The sequence below is a fragment of the Pseudomonas sp. GW821-FHT01A09 genome (assembly GCF_058986725.1).
Genome location: NZ_JBYSWB010000005.1, coordinates 18,132 through 36,302, shown reverse-complemented (window position 1 = coordinate 36,302; position 18,171 = coordinate 18,132). Strand labels below are relative to the sequence as shown.

Sequence of the window (18,171 nt, the reverse complement as noted above, 5' to 3'; positions counted from 1 at the left end):
CGAGGGCGCTTGCCCCCGAAAATCATACTGTCACCCCTATGCATGGGGCTGACCCTATTTTCGGGGGCAAGCCCCCTCGCTACGGTTGGGGTTCGCTCGTCGAGGATTTCATGACCATTACCGAACAGCTCAGTGCCCTGGGGGCGATCCTCGCCCAAGGCAATCTTCACAGCCTGTTCCAGCCCATCGTGTCGCTGTCGGAGCGACGCATCCTTGGTTACGAAGCGCTGAGCCGCGGCCCTTCGAACAGCCCGCTGCATTCCCCGATCAATCTATTCGCTGCCGCCCGTCATGCCGGGCGCTTGAGCGAACTGGAAATGGCCTGCCGGGAAAAAGCCTGCCGCAGCTTCAGCGAGCAGAAACTCGGCGCCAAGCTGTTCCTCAATGTCTCCCCCGAGTCATTGCTCGAACCCATGCATCAGTCCGGGCGTACCCTGTCGCTGTTGCAGCGCTATGGCATCGCACCCAGCCAGGTGGTCATCGAACTGACCGAGCAAACGCCCACCGACGACTTTCATCTGCTGCACACCGCACTGCATCACTACCGCGCCATGGGCTTTTCCATTGCCCTGGATGACTTGGGCGCCGGCTATTCGAGCCTGCGACTGTGGTCGGAGCTGCGCCCCGATTATGTGAAGATCGACCGGCACTTTATCGACGGTATCCACCAGGACGCAGTGAAGCGCGAATTCGTCGGCTCGATCCTGCAGATCGCCCGCGCCTCGCGGGCCGAGGTGATCGCCGAGGGCATCGAACTGGTGGAAGAGCTGGCGGTGCTCAGTGACATGGGCGTCGATCTGGTCCAGGGCTATCTACTCTGCCGCCCGCAGGAGGCGCCACCCCGGGACGCCCGCAGCCTGCTGCCGCGGCTGGACAACAACCCACCGTCCCTGACCGAAGAGCGGCGCGACCTGTCCGACCTGCTGATCGATCAAGCCGCCGTGCCCAGCGACACGCCGACGCCCAAGGTGCTGGAAGCATTTCGCCTGCAAGCCAACCTCAACTCCCTGGCGGTGCTCGACGATCAACAACGCCCCGTCGGCATCGTGCATCGGCATTCGTTGTCTGACGCCCTGCTCAAGCCTTTCGCCACCGAGCTGTATGCCCGCAAGCCGATCAGCCGGTTGATGACCGATGATTTTCTCGCGGTGGAGCAAAGCCATTCGCTGCAGCAAGTCAGCCGCCTGATCACCAGCCGCGCACGACAGCGCATCGAAGAGGACTTCATCATCACCCAGGGCGGCCGTTATCTGGGCCTCGGCCGGGTAATCGACGTGCTCAAATTGATCACCGAGCTGAAGATCCAGCAAGCGCGCCATGCCAACCCGCTGACGCTGCTGCCCGGCAACGTGCCGATCCAGCAATGCCTGACGCGTTTGCTCCAGCAGAATCTGTCGGCGGCGATCTGCTATGTCGACATCGACAGTTTCAAACCCTTCAACGATCTGTACGGCTACGCCCGCGGTGATGAGGTATTGCTGTGCCTGGCCCATTGCCTGAGCGAGCGAATCGACCCCAGCCGCGATTTCGTCGGGCACATCGGCGGCGACGATTTCATGCTGGTGCTCGGCTCCAGCGACTGGCGCAAGCGGCTGGGGCAGCTGTTCGAGGATTTCCAGATGCAATGCCGACGCTTCTACCGCGCCGAGCACCTGGAGGCGGGCTACTTCGTCAGCCATAACCGTCAGGGTGTGCGCGAGGAATTCCCACTGCTGTCGCTGTCGATCGGCGTAGTCGACCTACAGGCCCGTGACTGCCCGCAGCTGGATGCCCAGGTGCTGGCAGAAATGGCCTCGCAGGCCAAGCATCTGGCCAAGAAGGTGCCGGGATACAGCATTCATGTAATCGAGACGAGTACCACACCGACCTGTAGCGAGGGGGCTTGCCCCCGATAGCCATATGGCTGACACACCGCTATCGGGGGCAAGCCCCCTCGCTACAGGTGGTCAGGCAGGCTCGGGCCCGATAGGGAAGAACTGACCATGGCTCCAGACGCCGAGCCAGGGCTGGCCATCGATGAGCCGGGTGACCGCCAGATCGACCAGCTGATAGAAGATGTTGCGATGGATCAGCGCCTCGAGGTTGGTCCGCACCCGCACGTAGGGCGAAGGCTCCTGGCTGTCGGCATCGATGTGTACGCGCAGCGGATGCTCGGCACTGGCCTCGCAGCTGTCATCGACATTGGTAAAGAAGCGCAGACGCTGTTGCTCACCCTGCCCCTCGACTTCCAGCCGGATCGCCACGAAGGGCGCGTCTTCGACCTGGATGCCGACCTTCTCCACCGGCGTCACCAGAAAGTAATCGTCTCCGTCGCGGCGCAGAATGGTGGAAAACAGCCGCACCATGGGTGCACGGTCGATCGGCGTACCTTGGTAGAACCAGGTGCCATCACGGGCGATGCGCATGTCGATGTCACCGCAGAAATCCGGGTTCCACAGGTGCACGGGGGCGGGGCCCTTGGCGGGGGGAATTTGCGCCAATAGATTGCTGGCGTCGGTCATCGCGTGCTCCTCGAAATCGCCGCCGGGGGGCGAGCGCCAGTTTCGCCGAGCAGGCCAATGACACGACTGCGCGACTAGCGCTCTACACCCAGCAAACGTCGAGCGTAATCGGTCAGGGGTGGCCCAAGCAAATCCTGCGGTTTTTTGTCGTGCAGCGTCAGCAAACCGCCACGCAAGCGAATGGTCGCGGTATCGATCAAATAACGGGTACTGGTCTCGATCACCATCACCTGGATGACGGCGTGGTCCACGCCCAGACGATCGAGGGCTTCCTGGTCCTGCCATTCATCGGTATTGCCGATACGGTCATCGGCGTTGGCAAAGCGCGTGTACAGCAGGTAATGCGCCCCGGCATCGCGAGCCTCGTTCATGGCGTCGTCCAGGCCCTCGGGAGCGCGGGCCCGGCGGACCATGGGAAAGTACTGGATAAAGCCGTTGAAGGCTTCCTCGGCCACTACGTTGGGCCGTGGGTAGGCTCCGCCCGGCGGGACGAAAGGCCCCTGAGCGATGAAGATGAAAGAGTCGGGTTGCAGACGGAAATTGGTCGAGCGCTTGGTATCGCTGTGATCCAGCACTCCGGCATCGCTCAACTGATCGTGCGCCACCACACCCATGTCGCTGACGCTCATACAACCGCCCAGCGCCGCGAGCGCCAGTACCAAGAGCAGATTACGCATCATTCCTCCAGAGACCGGCGACGAAAAACCGGCGAATAAGCGGCGTGATGCAGCTTTTGCGCCAGTATCCGTAGCGAGGGGGCTTGCCCCCGAAAATCGGCCAACAAACATCAATGCTGGCGGCACGATGATCGGGGGCAAGCCCCCCCGCTACACGGGATCGCTATCGCGCTTGCGCTTGTTGCCCATACGCACGCCGATGTCCATGAGGAACTGGAAGAAGCCTTCCTGATCTTCCAGCACATTGCTCCAGAACGGCGAGTGATACAGCGCCACTGCGCCGTGCACCAGGGCCCAGGCGGCGCAGTAATGGAAGTACGGCGGCACGTCTTCGAGCTTGCCCTCGTCGATGCGGCCCTTGATCAGCTGGGTCAAGTGCTCGAAATTGGAGGCGCGGATCGCATGCAACTGCTCGACCATCTCCGGCACCTGATTGCCCTTGACCACCTTCTCCTCGAGACGATCGAATAAGCGATAGCGCTGCGGGTCGCGCATGCGGAACTCGAAGTAGGCGCGGGACAAGGACTCGCGGTCATTCTCGACGTCGGACGACAGCAGCAGCTGATTCAAATCGCGCTCGTAGTCGAGCATCAGGCGCAGATAGATCTCGGCCTTGGACTTGAAATGCTTGTAGATCGTGCCTTTGCCGATACCCACGGCATCGGCGATCATTTCCACCGTGACGCTGTCTTCTCCCTGCTCGAGGAAGAGCTTGAGGGCGGTATCGAGAATTTCCTGTTCGCGGCGACGAAACTCGCGGACCTTGCGGGGTTCTTTCTGCATAAAGAAGGACTGGGTCAAAATCGAAGCGAAGTATTATGCCTATCTTGCGCGAAATTGCACGGATCATCCGCTGATCACGCAGATCCGACGCGTCCTTGGGATCAGGCCATTGGTGCTGAGCAGCGGCCTGCCTATTTCAAAATTGTTTAAAAAACGATCAATAACTACTGGCGCAGCGCCAAACCTCAACGATACTCAAGCATGTTGACGCGCCATATCCCCCAAGTGACGTGCCAATAAAGGTGTCGATGGACCGCGCGCCTTTGTTTTACTCCTAATGGTCTTAACCCGGATTCACCCCCCAGAACCCGGGTTTTTTTTGCCTGTCGATCCGCTATTCGGCCTGCACGTGCGCCAGGGGAAACAGGCGCTTGAAGTTCTCGGTGGTCTGCGCCGCGAATGCTTCGTACGGCACGCCGCGCAGCATGGCCAGGTACTCCGCCACTTCGCGCACGTACTGCGGCAGGTTGGGCTTGCCGCGGTACGGAATCGGCGCCAGATAAGGCGAGTCGGTCTCGACCAGCAAGCGGTCGGCTGGCACCTGCCGAGCCACATCGCGCAGAGCATCGGCGTTGCGGAAGGTGACGATCCCGGACAACGAGATATAGAAGCCCAGATCCAGGGCCGCCTTGGCCATGTCCCAGTCTTCGGTGAAGCAGTGCAGTACACCGCCCTGTGGCAGCTGTGCTTCGCGCAACAGTGTCAGGGTGTCGGCGCGGGCGCCGCGGGTATGCACGATCACGGGTTTGCCGGTGGCGTTGGCGGCCTGCAGGTGCAAGCGGAACGACGCCTGTTGCAGCTGCGCCGCCTCGGGTTCGTAGTGGTAATCCAGGCCGGTCTCACCGATGGCCACCACCCGCGGGTGGTCCAGCTCGCGCAGCAACCAGTCCAGGGCGGGCTCCTCACCTGGCTTGAGGTCCAGTGGGTGGATGCCCACCGAGCAGTCGACGTCGGCGTACTTGTCGGCCAGCGCCTTCACCGCCGCGGCGTTGTCGGCGCTGACCCCGATGCATAGAAAGTGCCCTACCCCTCGAGCGCGCGCGGCGTCGAGGGCGCGATCAAGCGAGCCATCGTGGGCACTCAGGTCGAGGCGATCGAGGTGGCAGTGGGAATCGACGAGCAAACGGCTATCGGCAGACATGGGCAACTACATCGTATGAGTGGGACGGTCGGACTTCAGGGCGCCCGCCAGGTAGGTTTCAATCTTGTTGCGCGCGGTGTCGTCGCCATCGTTGAACTGCACACCGACGCCGGCGGCGCGGTTACCCTGGGCGCCCTTGGGGGTAATCCAGGCGACCTTGCCGGCCACGGGAATCTTCTCGCCTTCATCCATCAAGTTGAGCAGCATGAACAGCTCGTCGCCCAACTTGTAGCTTTTGCTGGTGGGAATGAACAGGCCGCCGTTCTTGATGAACGGCATGTAGGCCGCGTAAAGCACGGCCTTGTCCTTGATGGTCAGGGACAGGATACCGTTGCGCGGGCCCGGATTGACTGGCTGATTCATGCGGCTTCCTTCACTGCGGCCGGGCATCGAAGCCGCGGACACGCTGGGTTGAATCGACTGAAGCAATATCGACAACTGATGGCACTTTGAACATCAGACCGCCAAAATACCACAATGCTCCATTAGCCGTTGCCCGGCAAGGCCGCCCAGGAAACCAGCAGCGCCTCAAGCAACAGCACCCGATTGAGGTTGGCCTTGGCGAGCACCTTCTGGCGTTGCAGCAGAATCCAGTCCTGCACGCTCAGGACCTTGACCTGAGGGGTTTTGTGCGCCAGATACTGCACCACCTTGCGCATGTCCGCCAAGCCCAGGCCGGCTTCGTCATCGGTGAGCTGATAGCGCAGGATCAGGTTCGACCAGTCGCAGAACCAGTCGAACAGCAGCAACAGCGGCACCGCGTTCCAGCCTTCGGCCAGCTGCGTGGGCGAGGCCTGCTGCTTGAGCAGCTTCTTGACCCCCTCCACCACCAACGCGCGCTGTTCGCGCACACCCTGGGCTTGCAGATCGACGGCAGCCAGCGGCGAGCCCGCAGCCAGGGTGAGCAATTCGTCGCGCTCGTCCTGGCTCAGCGCCGGCAGCGCCTCGGCCAGCCATGCCAGACTTTGCTCGCGCCCGGGCAACGGACAGGCCTGCTGCACGCAACGGCTCTTGATGGTCGGCAACAGGCGGCTGGGCTGGTGGCTGATCAGCAGCAGCACGGTATTGCCGGACGGCTCCTCAAGGCTCTTCAGCAGGGCGTTGGCGGCGTTGACGTTCATCGACTCCACCGGTTCGATCAGCACTACCTTGCGGCCGGCCAGTTGCGCAGTCTGCACCACGAAGCCGACCAGATCGCGGACCTGATCGACCTTGATGGCCTTGTCGGCTTCTTCGGGCTCCAGCACGTAATTGTCGGGATGGGTGCCGGCCGCCAGCAGCATGCAGGATTTACAGCTGCCGCAGGCGTCCTCGGGGCGTGGGTGCTGGCACAGCAGCAAGGCCATCAGCCGCTCGGCCAGCGCGCGCTTGCCGATGCCCTTGGGCCCGTGCAACAGATAGGCGTGGGCGTGCTGGGCACGCCCCGCGAACTGCTGCCACAACGCCTGCTGCCAGGGGTATTCAGCCACGGGCCGACTCCAGCATCACCGGCACCAGCGCGTCCAGCGCCAATTGCACCTCAGCGAGGGACCGCGAGGCATCGACGATGCGATAACGCTGGGTGTCGGTGGCGGCGCGGGCCAGATAGGCACTGCGCACGGCGTCGAAGAAGACGCGGCCCTCCTGCTCGAAACGATCCAGCCGCCCCCGTGCGCTGGCCCGCGCCAGGCCGACTTCGATGGGTAGGTCGAAAATCAGCGTCAGGTCAGGCTGCAGGTCACCTTGCACGAAGCGCTCGAGGGTGGCGATACGCTCTGCCGGCAGGCCGCGACCGCCGCCCTGATAGGCGTAAGTAGCATCGGTAAAACGATCACAGAGCACCACGGCACCCCGCTGCAACGCCGGGCGTATCACCTGGGCGATGTGCTGGGCACGGGCGGCGAACATCAGCAGCAATTCGGCGTCGGCGTTCATGGGCTCGTCGCTGGGCGCCAGCAGCACTTCACGGATGCGCTCGGCCAGTGGCGTGCCGCCGGGTTCGCGGGTCAGCACCACATCCAGGCCGGCGGCGCGCAATTGCAGGGCAAGGTATTCACGATTGGTGCTCTTGCCGGCCCCTTCGGGACCTTCAAGGGTAATGAACAGACCGGTCACTGGGCGTCCTTATCTTGTGCAGTGGGGCCAGGCTCGGTGGCCTGGGCTGGCAGCGCCGGCGGCGTGGCGACATCAGTGGGCGTCTGCTCAGGATTGGGAGCAGGCACCGGGATGGGCGCCGGGCTGGAGCGATAATCGGCGCGGCGCTTGAGCTGGAACTCGCGCACGGCGTTGTTGTGGGCGTCCAGGTCGTCGGAGAACACGTGGCTGCCATCACCGCGGGCGACGAAATACAGGCTGGTGCCGTCCTGCGGATTGAGCGCCGCATGAATTGCCTCGCGGCCGACCATGGCAATAGGGGTCGGCGGCATGCCGGCGTTCAGGTAGGTGTTGTAGGGTGTCGGCTGCTTGAGGTCGGCGCGGCTGAGTTTGCCGCTGTAACGCTCGCCCATGCCATAGATGACGGTGGGGTCGGTCTGCAGCAACATGCCCGTACGCAGACGACGGATGAATACACCGGCGATTTCGCCGCGTTCCTGCGGCACGCCGGTTTCCTTCTCGACCATCGAGGCCATGATCAGTGCCTGATAAGGCTCGGTGTAAGGCAGATCGTCGGCACGCTGGCTCCACTCCTGAGCCAGCACCTCGTCCAGACGCTTGTAGGCCTGGGTGAGGATTTCGGCATCGGTCATGCCGCGGGTGAACTTGTAGGTGTCGGGGAAAAACCGGCCCTCGGGAAACACCCCGGGATGGCCGAGCTTGTCCATCAGCTCACTGTCGCTGAGGCCGGCGAGGGTCTGCTGGAGTTTTTCCTGCTTGGCCAGGGCGCCGCGGACCTGACGGAAATTCCAGCCTTCCACCAGCGTCAGGCTGTACTGCACCACTTCACCGCGCTGCCACACGCCGAGCATGTCGCGTACGGTCATGCCGGGTGTCAGGCGATACTCGCCGGTGTGCAACGGCTGGCCTTCGAGGTTGAAGCGCCAATACAGACGCAGCCACCAGGCATCGTCGATCAGGCCGTCGGCCTCCAAGCGATTGAACATGCGCCCCGGGGTCGAACCGCTCGGGACTTCAACCAGGGTTTCGTTGGCCATGGTCAGCGGCTGGTCCAGCGCGTGTCGGGTTTTCCATGCGGCAGCGCCCACCACCAGGACTGCGACGATCAGCACGGTTTCGAGCAGTACCAAGAATTTACGTATCACAGATCACAGGTCCAATAGTGCACAGGCGAGGGTTTGCAGTTTACGGGTCAGCGGACCGGCCGACCAGCGGAGCGCATCGGCGCCCAGGACTGGCCAGATGCCGTAGACGCTGTTGCACACGAAGACTTCATCCGCAGCGGCAAGATCCTGCAATGTCAGGTCACAGACTTTCACGCGGATGCCCAGTGCCGGGGCCTGATCCAGCAGCTCTGCGCGCAAGGTGCCCGCCACGCCACAGCGGGCCAGATCGGCTGTGTACAACATGCCGTCACGGACCAGAAACAGATTGCTGTAGACGCCCTCGATCACCCGGCCCTGCCCGTCGCACATCAAGCCCTCGGCATAGTCGCTGCCTTGCCATTCGTTACGGGCCAGCACTTGCTCCAGGCGATTGAGATGTTTGAGACCGGCCAGCAGCGGTTGCTCGGCCAGACGCGTACGACAAGGGAATAGCCGCACACCCTCGGCGCCGTGAGCGGCCGGATAGCTGGGCAACGAACTGGCTTGCAAGATACGCCGGGCTGGCGCTCGAGGGTCGGCGGCATAGCCGCGAGGGCTGTCGCCACGGGTCAGGATCAGCTTGAGCACACCCTCGCCCATCGCCGCAGAGTACGCGAGGACTTCCTCGCGCACCTGCTGCGGGTCGGCCACCAGCGCCAGGCGCTCGCAGCCCGAGTGCAAACGCTGCAGATGCCGGTCGAGCAGCATGGGCCGCCCGCTACGCACGGCCATGGTCTCGAACAGACCATCACCATAAGCCAGGCCGCGGTTGTTCAGCCCGACCTGCGACTGCGCAACGCCGTCGACCCAGCTGTGCATCAAGCGACGAACCGGCGCAGCACCAGCGAGCCGTTGGTGCCACCAAATCCGAACGAGTTGGACAGCACCACATCGATCGGCATCCGCCGTGCTTCATGGGGAACGAAGTCGAGATCGCAGCCTTCGTCCGGCTCATCGAGGTTGATGGTCGGCGGCGCCACCTGGTCGCGGATCGCCAGCACGCTGAAGATCGCCTCGACGGCGCCCGCAGCACCCAGCAGATGACCGGTCATGGATTTGGTCGAGCTCACCGCCAGGCTGTGCGCGTGCTCGCCGAATACCGACTTGATCGCCTGTACTTCGGCCAGGTCACCGACCGGCGTCGAAGTGCCGTGGGCGTTGATGTACTGCACCTCATTCGGGTTGACCTTGGCATCGCGCAGGGCGTTGGCCATGCAGCGCGCGGCACCGGCGCCGTCTTCGGGCGGCGAGGTCATGTGGAAGGCGTCGCCACTCATGCCGAAGCCGATCAGCTCGGCGTAGATGGTGGCGCCGCGAGCCTGAGCGTGTTCGAGCTCTTCAAGCACCAGGGCGCCGGCACCGTCGGCCAGCACGAAACCGTCACGGCCCTTGTCCCAAGGGCGGCTGGCGCGTTGGGGTTCGTCATTGCGCGTGGACATTGCCCGCGCCGCGCCGAAACCGCCCATGCCCAGGCCGCAGGCGGCCATCTCGGCACCGCCGGCAATCATCACGTCGGCTTCGCCGTAGGCGATATTGCGAAAGGCCATGCCGATGCAATGGGTGCCAGTGGTGCACGCCGTGGCGATGGCGAAGTTGGGACCTTGTACACCCAGATGGATGGACAGAAATCCGGAAATCATGTTGATGATCGAGCCAGGCACGAAGAACGGTGAAATCCGTCGTGGGCCGGAATCATGCAAGGTGCGGCTGGTTTCCTCGATATTGGTGAGGCCACCGATACCCGAGCCCATGGCCACGCCGATACGCTCGCGGTTGGCATCGGTGACGACCAGGCCCGCATCGCGAACTGCCTGGAAACCCGCTGCCAGGCCGTATTGAATGAACAGATCGAGCTTGCGAGCCTCCTTGACCGAGAGGTACTCCTCGACCTTGAAGTCCTTGACCGAGCCGCCGAAACGGGTCGAATAGGCAGAAAGATCCGTATGTTCGATCGGACCAATACCACTGCGGCCAGCCAGAATGCCCTGCCAGGTGCTCGGCACGTCAGTGCCCAGCGGCGACAGCATACCCAAACCAGTGACCACGACGCGTCTACGCGACACAGTACTCTCCTTATTCTATTGACGACGGCGCGCCTGCCATCTAAAGAAAAAACCGCACGCCAGCAAAGGCAGTGCGGTTTTTCCGAGACAGCAAAGCGACGATTACACAATCATTACGCCTGGTGGGCAGTAACGTAATCGATGGCCGCTTGTACAGTCGTGATCTTCTCAGCTTCTTCGTCTGGAATCTCGGTCTCGAATTCCTCTTCCAGAGCCATCACCAGCTCAACGGTATCAAGGGAATCGGCACCCAGGTCTTCTACGAAAGAAGCACTGTTGGTGACTTCTTCTTCCTTAACGCCCAGTTGCTCGGCAACGATTTTCTTGACGCGTTCTTCGATGGTGCTCATACCTTGTTTTCACTCCTAATGGACATAAGTCAGGCAGCTGGCCGGTGCGTAAGTTTATCGAAAGCGCTCGGCTTTTCAAACTGAAAGCGTCGCAGCGATCTAACATTGGCCCGCTGCCCCGAATTGGGTTGCAGCTTTATAACGGATTTTTGCTCGCCTCGTATGACATTTTTAGCGAAAAAATGTCGCACACAGCTTACATGTACATGCCGCCGTTCACCGGAATTGTAGCTCCGGTCACGTAAGCTGCACCCTCGGAAGCCAGAAAAGCGACCACTTGCGCGATTTCCTCGGCCTGGCCCAGACGGCCCAGCGGGATTTGCGTCAGCAGTGCTTCGCGTTGTGCTTCAGGCAGCTCACGGGTCATGTCGGTGTCAATGAAACCAGGCGCCACCGAGTTGACCGTGATCGACCGGGAGCCCACTTCACGCGCCAGAGCGCGGCTGAAACCTTCGAGCCCGGCTTTCGCGGCGGCGTAGTTTACTTGGCCTGCGTTGCCCATTGCACCCACTACCGAACCGATACTGATGATTCGGCCCCAACGCGCTTTGGTCATGCCGCGCAAAACGGCCTTGGACAGGCGGAACAGGCTGTTGAGGTTGGTGTCGATGACGTCGTACCACTCGTCGTCCTTCATGCGCATCATGAGGTTGTCGCGCGTGATGCCAGCGTTGTTCACCAGAATCGCCGGTACGCCGAATTCGGCGGTGATCGCGGCCAAGGTCGCGGTGACCGACTCGTCGCTGGTGACGTTGAGTTCCAGGCCGGTCCCGGTGATGCCATGCTCCTTGAGCGTGGCGGCAATACGTTCGGCGCCCGACGCGGACGTCGCGGTGCCGATCACGGTGGCGCCCTGACGGCCCAGTTCAAGGGCGATGGCCTGGCCGATGCCACGGCTGGCGCCGGTCACCAGCGCAACTTTACCTTGCAAGCTCATGCAACTATCTCCTGCTTCAAGCCTGCGCCGCAGCAGCGGCGGCGAAGGCATCGGGGGTATCCAGATTGGTCGTGCTGACGCCTTCGGCGCAGCGCTTGTTGAGGCCCGCGAGCACTTTGCCCGGGCCGCATTCGACCAGGTTGACGGCGCCCTGGCTGGCCAGGAAGGCCACCGATTCGACCCAACGAACCGGCATGTACAACTGCTTGAGCAAATCGCTCTTGAGGGTGGCGACGTCGGTCGCCACGCTGGCGCTGACGTTCTGCACCAGCGGGATGCTCGGCGCCTGCCAGTCGATGGCTTCGATCGAGGCGGCGAACTTTTCCGCCGCCGGGCGCATCAGCGCGCAGTGCGACGGCACGCTGACCGGCAGCGGCATGGCGCGCTTGGCACCGCGGGCCTTGCAGCCTTCAATGGCACGCTCGACCGCGGTTCTGGAGCCGGCGATCACCACCTGGCCAGGGGAGTTGAAGTTGACGGCACTGACCACCTCGCCCTGGGCCGCTTCGGCGCAAGCAGCGATCACCTCGGCATCCGCCAGCCCCAGAATGGCGGCCATGCCGCCCATGCCTGCCGGCACGGCTTCCTGCATCAGCTGACCGCGCTTTTCCACCAGCTTGACGGCATCGGCGAGGCCAACACTGCCAGCGGCGACCAGCGCGCTGTATTCACCCAGGCTATGGCCGGCGACGAATGCCGGCTGCTTGCCGACTTGCGCTTGCCACAGGCGCCACAGCGTAACGGAGGCGGTGAGGATGGCGGGCTGGGTCTTGTCGGTCTGGTTCAGCAACTCGACCGGGCCGCGCTGGGTCAGGTCCCACAGGTCGTAACCCAGGGCGGCTGACGCTTCAGCGAACGTATCGACGACCAGCGGATGCTGGGCGCCCTGCTCGGCAAGCATGCCGAGGGACTGGGAACCTTGCCCAGGAAAGACGAATGCGAGGGATGCAGACATGAAACGAGCCCTTAATGATCGTGTCGTCACGGAGTTGACGGCCCAACACGCAGGCCGCGCGAAACTGACAATTGGATGGCAATTGAAACCGGGTGGTCACATTTAAGCATTCCTTGGCCGATCATGCCTAAGGCAAACGATCGGCAAGGCAGCCTTGCAGGCGTCGCGGCAGATCTTCGCGAATCTCCACCACGGCGCGCTCGATGGCGCTGCGAAAGCCTTCCGCACCGGCCGAGCCGTGGCTCTTGATGACGATGCCCTGCAGCCCGAGAAAGCTCGCGCCGTTGTGCCGCGCCGGCGCCAATTCGCTGCGCAGGCGCTTGAGCAGCGGCAAGGCCACCGCCCCCGCCAGGCGCGAAAAGATCCCGGAATTGAACACCGCCTCGGTGCGCGCAGCGATCATGCTCGCCAGCCCCTCGCTGGACTTGAGCAGCACGTTGCCGACGAATCCGTCGCACACCACCACATCGGCCTCGCCGCGGTACAGACCGTCGCCTTCGATAAAGCCGATGTAGTTAAGGTCGCGCGCCGCCTGCAGCAACGCCGCCGCCTGCTTGACCTGCTGGTTGCCCTTGATGTCTTCGGTGCCGATGTTGAGCAGCGCCACGCGCGGCCGAGCAATGCCCAGCGCTTGAGCGGCCACGGAGCCCATGACGGCGAACTGCAACAACTGTTCGGCGCTGCAATCGACATTGGCGCCCAGATCGAGCAACTGACAGTGGCCGGTCTGGGTCGGCAGCGCCGCGACCATGGCCGGGCGATCGATGCCCGGCACGGTCTTGAGCACGTGACGCGACAACGCCATCAACGCCCCGGTATTGCCGGCGCTGACCATCGCCTGGACCTTGTCGTCGCGCACCAGTTCCAGCGCCACCCGCATCGATGAGTCAGGCTTGCCACGCAGCGCTACGGAGGGCTTGTCGTCCATGCCGACCACTTCGCTGGCCGTAGCAATCTGCAGACGCGAGCGGTCCACACCACGATGCTGGGCGAGAAGCTGTTCAAGGAGTTGGGGTTGACCGACGAGGGTCAGGTACAGCGAGGGGTTTGCAGACAGGCAGGCGAGGCAGGCCTCGACAATGCTGCGGGGACCGAAGTCCCCGCCCATTGCGTCGATCGCGATGATCTGAGCGGACAAGTAATTACTCGTCAGCGCCCTTGTCGATCACTTTACGGCCACGGTATACGCCTTCTGGCGATACGTGGTGACGCAGGTGAACTTCACCGGTGGTTTTTTCTACAGACAGAGTGCTAGCCTCGAGAGCGTCGTGGGAACGGCGCATGTCGCGGGCAGAGCGGGATTTTTTGTTCTGCTGAACAGCCATAATTGATTAACTCCTAAACGTTTGGGTCACGCTTTAACTGCGCCAATACACTGAACGGGTTGGACCGCGTTACCTCGTCCTCGCTCGGCTCGGGCTCATCTGCTCCCGCCGGCTGCTGGCATTCTTCCGGATGATGAGCAGGCACAATGGGCAAGGCGAGCAGAAGCTCCTCCTCGATCAATGCCTGCAGATCCAAAGGATCTTCGCCCAGTTCCAGCACGTCATAGCCTGACGGCAACGACTGGGTATTCGCACCCTCCTTCACCACAGCGTAACTGCATTCGCTATGGATCGGCAGGGTGACCAGCTCAAGACAACGCTGGCAAACCATTTTGACTTCGGTGTCGATAAAGCTGTGGATGACCACGGCTTTACGTTCATCTCGTTCAAAAACGAATTTAGCCTGCACCGTACCGACATTGTCGGAAAGCGGGTCGCAGAGTCTCTCCAAATCGGCCAGCAGCAATTCACCTTGGAGGGTGGTGCCACGATCTGCCAATTTGCGCGGGTCAACGTGAGGTGGAATCGGGTCATTCAACATAGGCGCAGCATTCTAGGGATGCCCCCCTCACCTGTCAAAGGAAATTCAGCCCAAGGCTGCATGCTAGAATGACCGCTCATCGTCAGGAGCCGCGCATGCTGCCTTTATTACTCGCTTCCAGCTCACCTTATCGTCGCGAATTGCTCTCGCGGCTGCGCCTGCCGTTCGTTTGCGCCTCGCCGGATATCGACGAAAGCCGCCTGCCCGACGAGAACGCCAGCGACCTGGTGCGGCGCTTGGCGAGGCTCAAGGCCGAGGCGTTGGCGGCGGCCTATCCTGGCCACCTGATAATAGGCTCCGATCAAGTCGCGGTGCTGGGCGAGCAGATTCTGGGCAAGCCCCACGGCTTCGACAAGGCTTGCGAGCAATTGCTGGCCGCCAGCGGCACCAGCGTGACCTTTCTGACTGGCCTGGCACTGCTCAACAGCCACAGCGGCGAATGCCAGGTCGACGTGGTGCCCTTCACGGTGCAGATGCGTGAACTGGACCTGCCGCGCATCGAGCGTTATTTGCACGCCGAGCAGCCTTACGACTGCGCGGGCAGCTTCAAAGCGGAGGGCCTGGGCGTGAGCCTGTTCCGCAGCACCCACGGCGACGATGCGACCAGCCTGGTCGGGCTGCCGCTGATCAGGTTGGTGGATATGCTGCTCAAGGAAGGCGTGCAGGTGCCCTGAGGCCACCACCTGTAGCGGGGGGGCTTGCCCCCGAAAATGCCAGCCTCACATAACTGCTGAGCCCGGACGAATTTTCGGGGGCGAGCCCCCTCGCTACAGGTATTAACGCAACGACGGGCCATTGAAGCCCATGTACATCGCCACACGATCGGCCACGCTGGTGCCGAGCTTCTTGGAGAAGCGATCGAAGGCCGACTCTTCAACGGTGAAATCGACCATGTCCTTCTCGCCGATGACATCCCGCGCCACCGAACTGCTGCTGCCCAAACCGTCGATCAAGCCCAGCTTCAGCGCCTGCTCGCCCGACCAGATCAACCCGGAGAACAGGTCCGGGTTGTCCTTGTCCTTCAGGCGATCGCCGCGCCCTTGCTTGACCATGGCGATGAACTGGTTGTGGGTGGTGTCGAGCACACCCTGCCAGAACTGCGTCTCGTCAGGCTTCTGCGGCTGGAACGGGTCAAGGAACGACTTGTGCGCACCCGAGGTGTAAGGGCGGCGTTCCACACCGAGCTTTTCCATGGTGCCGACAAAGCCGTAGCCCGCCGCCGTCACACCGATGGAGCCCACCAGACTGGCCTTGTCGGCATAGATCTCGTCGGCCGCGCTGGCGATGTAGTACGCACCCGATGCGCCCAGGTCTGCGATCACTGCATAGACCTTGACCTGCGGATGCAAGCCGCGCAGACGACGAATCTCGTCATAGACGTAGCCGGCCTGCACCGGGCTGCCGCCCGGGCTGTTGATGCGCAGGATCACACCCTTGACCTTGGGGTCATCGAACGCCGCGCGCAGGGCACCGACCAGGTTGTCGGCGCTGGCCGCTTCCTTGTCGGCGATCACGCCACGCACATCGATGACAGCCGTGTAACGATCACCCTTGCCCGCGGACTTTTCCATGCCACTGAACAGCGGCGTGAACATCGCCAGCACACCGAGCAGATAAGCGAACGTCAGGAACTTGAAGAAAATTCCCCAACGCCTTGCGCGCCGCTGCTCCTGAACGCTGGCCAGCAAGGTCTTTTCCAACAGCTTCCAGCTACGGTCGTTTTCACGGCGCTCGCTTTGCGGCGACTGCTCGTCGGCGTCGGGCGCCTTCCATTCGTCTGACATCTATCAACTACTCCAGCAGTCTTCGGGAACACGGATACTGCGCAACACCCTTGCGCGTTGCAATGGGAAGGATTGCCCTATTGCGGATTATCGAGCCATTGCCCCAGCTGAGCGAAATGCTCGATGCTCAGGGTCGGCTCGAATTCGCGCAAGGCCGACAGCGGCAAGGCGCCATAGCCGACGGCCACCGAGTCCATGCCGGCGTTGCGGGCCATTTGCAGGTCGAAGGCCGAGTCGCCGATCATCAACGCCTGATCGGCACTGACCTGGCAGTGGGCGAGAATCTCTTCGAGCATCAGAGGATGTGGCTTGCCTTGGGTTTCATCGGCAGCGCGGGTAATGTCGAAAAATTCGCTCCAACCATTGGACTGCAACACCCGATCCAGGCCGCGGCGGGCCTTGCCGGTGGCCACCGCGAGCTTGTAGCCCTGCTGGCGAAAAGCTTGCAGCGACTCGCGAACCGCTGGAAACAATGGCGACGGCTGCTCGTCCAGGGCCTTGTAGACATCCGCGTATTGCTCACGAAAGGCCGCGACCTGCCCAGCATCCAGCGCCGGATACAGCACGCTGATGGCCTCGGACAACGACAGACCGATAATGGCCTTGACCGCCACCGCATCCCGCTCGGGATAGCCACAGGCCACCGCGGACAGGTTCATCGCCTCGACGATACGGCCAATGGAATCGGCCAACGTGCCATCCCAATCGAAGATCAACAGCTGGTACTTACTCGGCACTCAAGCGGTCCACGGTCTTGGCCCAGACGTCATCCACCGGGGCCTGCAATTTCAGCTCGCCACCATCGGGCAGCGGCACGGTCAGGGCGTAGGCATGCAGGAACAGGCGCTTGCCGCCCAGCTCGCGGATTTCACGACTGAAGCCTTCTTCGCCGTACTTGCTGTCCCCGGCGATGCAATGCCCGGCGTGCAGGGTGTGCACGCGAATCTGGTGGGTGCGACCGGTGATCGGCCGGGCCTCGACGATGGTGGCGAAGTCGCCGAATCGGCGCAGCACCTTGAACATCGTCAAGGCCTCTTTGCCCTCAGGGTTGACCTCGACCATGCGCTCGCCGGAGCGCAGATTGCTCTTGAGCAGCGGCGCGTTGACGGATTTCTGCGCGGTCGGCCAGTTGCCCCGCACCAACGCCATATAGCGCTTGTCGACGCCATCGCCACGCAAGGCGGCATGCAGATGGCGCAACATGCTGCGCTTCTTGGCGATCATCAGCAGGCCGGAGGTATCGCGGTCGAGGCGATGCACCAACTCCAGCTCCTTGGCATCCGGCCGCATCTGCCGAAACGCTTCGATGACCCCGAAGTTCAAGCCGCTGCCACCGTGCACGGCAATCCCGGCCGGCTTGTTGAGCACGATCAGGGCCTTGTCTTCGTAGACGATGGCCGCTTCGAGGCGCTGCAGCAGCCCCTGAGCCACGGGTACCGGCTCGTCACGCTCGGGCAATCGGACCGGTGGCACGCGCACGATATCGCCCGCCTGCAACTTGTACTCGGGCTTGATACGCCCTTTGTTGACGCGCACTTCGCCCTTGCGCAGGATCCGGTAGACCAGGGTCTTGGGGACGCCCTTGAGCGCAGTGATGAGGTAATTGTCGATGCGTTGGCCGGCATATTCCGGTGCAACCTCGATCAGCTGGACGCCGGAGGTTGGGGGAGTTGTAGTCGTCATTTGCGAATGATAGCAATTTTTTAGGCAATTGAAGCACTTAATCAATGCTGCTATAGTCGCGAACGCCGCCTAAAGCGGCTGGGAAGTGGATAGGCGACATTTGATTGCCCCTTACCCACGCAGTTATCGAGGACGCGAGGCCGTCCGACGGGGCTTTCGCTTGTTTACGGGTGTTTAGCAATCGCCAGTAGC

Annotated in this window: 21 protein-coding genes; 2 read left to right on the top strand and 19 right to left on the bottom strand. The window is 62.4% G+C overall.

Annotation, left to right across the window (positions count from 1 at the left end; all coding sequences use genetic code 11):
- Positions 1-110 precede the first annotated feature (110 nt).
- Entirely contained in the window at positions 111-1,895 is a 1,785-nt protein-coding gene (locus tag AC3WJP_RS07860) for a bifunctional diguanylate cyclase/phosphodiesterase (RefSeq protein ID WP_493720915.1), read from the top strand.
- Between the two features lie 51 nt (positions 1,896-1,946).
- Here the strand turns inward: AC3WJP_RS07860 and AC3WJP_RS07855 are convergent, their stop codons facing one another.
- The 16 genes from AC3WJP_RS07855 to AC3WJP_RS07780 all read right to left on the bottom strand — a co-directional run bounded on the left by AC3WJP_RS07855 (position 1,947) and on the right by AC3WJP_RS07780 (position 14,512).
- Positions 1,947-2,501: a DUF1285 domain-containing protein gene (locus AC3WJP_RS07855; protein ID WP_493720914.1), complete on the bottom strand. Its 555-nt coding sequence runs from the start codon at positions 2,499-2,501 to the stop codon at positions 1,947-1,949.
- Between the two features lie 74 nt (positions 2,502-2,575).
- On the bottom strand, positions 2,576-3,178 hold the full coding sequence (locus tag AC3WJP_RS07850; RefSeq protein ID WP_493720913.1) for a DUF4823 domain-containing protein: 603 nt from the start codon (positions 3,176-3,178) through the stop codon (positions 2,576-2,578).
- A gap of 150 nt (positions 3,179-3,328) precedes the next feature.
- Positions 3,329-3,961 (bottom strand): TetR/AcrR family transcriptional regulator, encoded by a 633-nt coding sequence (locus AC3WJP_RS07845; RefSeq protein WP_493720912.1) that lies wholly within the window; start codon positions 3,959-3,961, stop codon positions 3,329-3,331.
- A gap of 334 nt (positions 3,962-4,295) precedes the next feature.
- Positions 4,296-5,084, bottom strand: coding sequence for a TatD family hydrolase (locus AC3WJP_RS07840; protein WP_493721172.1), 789 nt, complete (start codon positions 5,082-5,084; stop codon positions 4,296-4,298).
- 24 nt (positions 5,085-5,108) lie between these two features.
- Positions 5,109-5,465, bottom strand: a complete 357-nt coding sequence (locus tag AC3WJP_RS07835) for a PilZ domain-containing protein (protein ID WP_226503383.1) — start codon at positions 5,463-5,465, stop codon at positions 5,109-5,111.
- Between the two features lie 122 nt (positions 5,466-5,587).
- On the bottom strand, positions 5,588-6,571 hold the full coding sequence (locus AC3WJP_RS07830) for a DNA polymerase III subunit delta' (RefSeq protein ID WP_493720911.1): 984 nt from the start codon (positions 6,569-6,571) through the stop codon (positions 5,588-5,590).
- Positions 6,564-7,196 (bottom strand): dTMP kinase, encoded by a 633-nt coding sequence (gene tmk, locus AC3WJP_RS07825; protein ID WP_493720910.1) that lies wholly within the window; start codon positions 7,194-7,196, stop codon positions 6,564-6,566. Before tmk ends, AC3WJP_RS07830 begins: the two co-directional genes overlap by 8 nt.
- Positions 7,193-8,341, bottom strand: coding sequence for an endolytic transglycosylase MltG (gene mltG / locus AC3WJP_RS07820; RefSeq protein WP_493720909.1), 1,149 nt, complete (start codon positions 8,339-8,341; stop codon positions 7,193-7,195). The genes tmk and mltG overlap by 4 nt, the downstream gene beginning before the upstream one ends.
- Before the next feature lie 3 nt (positions 8,342-8,344).
- On the bottom strand, positions 8,345-9,160 hold the full coding sequence (gene pabC, locus AC3WJP_RS07815) for an aminodeoxychorismate lyase (protein WP_493720908.1): 816 nt from the start codon (positions 9,158-9,160) through the stop codon (positions 8,345-8,347).
- Positions 9,160-10,404, bottom strand: coding sequence for a beta-ketoacyl-ACP synthase II (fabF, locus tag AC3WJP_RS07810; RefSeq protein ID WP_493720907.1), 1,245 nt, complete (start codon positions 10,402-10,404; stop codon positions 9,160-9,162). The genes pabC and fabF overlap by 1 nt, the downstream gene beginning before the upstream one ends.
- Positions 10,405-10,517: 113 nt before the next feature.
- A complete protein-coding gene (acpP, locus tag AC3WJP_RS07805; RefSeq protein ID WP_016973676.1) occupies positions 10,518-10,754 on the bottom strand; it encodes an acyl carrier protein in 237 nt (78 codons plus the stop codon).
- A gap of 196 nt (positions 10,755-10,950) precedes the next feature.
- Positions 10,951-11,691 (bottom strand): 3-oxoacyl-ACP reductase FabG, encoded by a 741-nt coding sequence (fabG, locus tag AC3WJP_RS07800; protein ID WP_493720906.1) that lies wholly within the window; start codon positions 11,689-11,691, stop codon positions 10,951-10,953.
- A 16-nt stretch (positions 11,692-11,707) separates the two neighbouring features.
- Positions 11,708-12,646, bottom strand: a complete 939-nt coding sequence (gene fabD / locus AC3WJP_RS07795) for an ACP S-malonyltransferase (RefSeq protein WP_493720905.1) — start codon at positions 12,644-12,646, stop codon at positions 11,708-11,710.
- A gap of 127 nt (positions 12,647-12,773) precedes the next feature.
- Positions 12,774-13,784, bottom strand: coding sequence for a phosphate acyltransferase PlsX (plsX, locus tag AC3WJP_RS07790; RefSeq protein ID WP_493720904.1), 1,011 nt, complete (start codon positions 13,782-13,784; stop codon positions 12,774-12,776).
- Positions 13,785-13,788: 4 nt separating this feature from the next.
- The gene (rpmF, locus tag AC3WJP_RS07785) at positions 13,789-13,971 is read right to left on the bottom strand and encodes a 50S ribosomal protein L32 (RefSeq protein ID WP_003179396.1); all 183 of its coding nucleotides are present in this window, start codon (positions 13,969-13,971) and stop codon (positions 13,789-13,791) included.
- Between the two features lie 13 nt (positions 13,972-13,984).
- Positions 13,985-14,512 (bottom strand): YceD family protein, encoded by a 528-nt coding sequence (locus tag AC3WJP_RS07780; protein ID WP_311969165.1) that lies wholly within the window; start codon positions 14,510-14,512, stop codon positions 13,985-13,987.
- 95 nt (positions 14,513-14,607) lie between these two features.
- Between AC3WJP_RS07780 and AC3WJP_RS07775 the strand changes: the two genes are divergently transcribed.
- Positions 14,608-15,186 carry a Maf family protein gene (locus AC3WJP_RS07775; RefSeq protein WP_493720903.1) on the top strand — a complete coding sequence of 193 codons (579 nt, stop codon included), beginning with the start codon at positions 14,608-14,610 and terminating at the stop codon, positions 15,184-15,186.
- 102 nt (positions 15,187-15,288) lie between these two features.
- On the opposite strand, the gene AC3WJP_RS07770 is transcribed toward AC3WJP_RS07775, so the two are convergent.
- From AC3WJP_RS07770 to rluC, 3 genes are all read right to left on the bottom strand, one after another.
- On the bottom strand, positions 15,289-16,296 hold the full coding sequence (locus tag AC3WJP_RS07770; protein ID WP_493720902.1) for a S49 family peptidase: 1,008 nt from the start codon (positions 16,294-16,296) through the stop codon (positions 15,289-15,291).
- 77 nt (positions 16,297-16,373) lie between these two features.
- Positions 16,374-17,033 carry an HAD-IA family hydrolase gene (locus AC3WJP_RS07765; RefSeq protein ID WP_493720901.1) on the bottom strand — a complete coding sequence of 220 codons (660 nt, stop codon included), beginning with the start codon at positions 17,031-17,033 and terminating at the stop codon, positions 16,374-16,376.
- On the bottom strand, positions 17,023-17,979 hold the full coding sequence (gene rluC, locus AC3WJP_RS07760; protein ID WP_493720900.1) for a 23S rRNA pseudouridine(955/2504/2580) synthase RluC: 957 nt from the start codon (positions 17,977-17,979) through the stop codon (positions 17,023-17,025). The genes AC3WJP_RS07765 and rluC overlap by 11 nt, the downstream gene beginning before the upstream one ends.
- Positions 17,980-18,171: the final 192 nt, after the last annotated feature.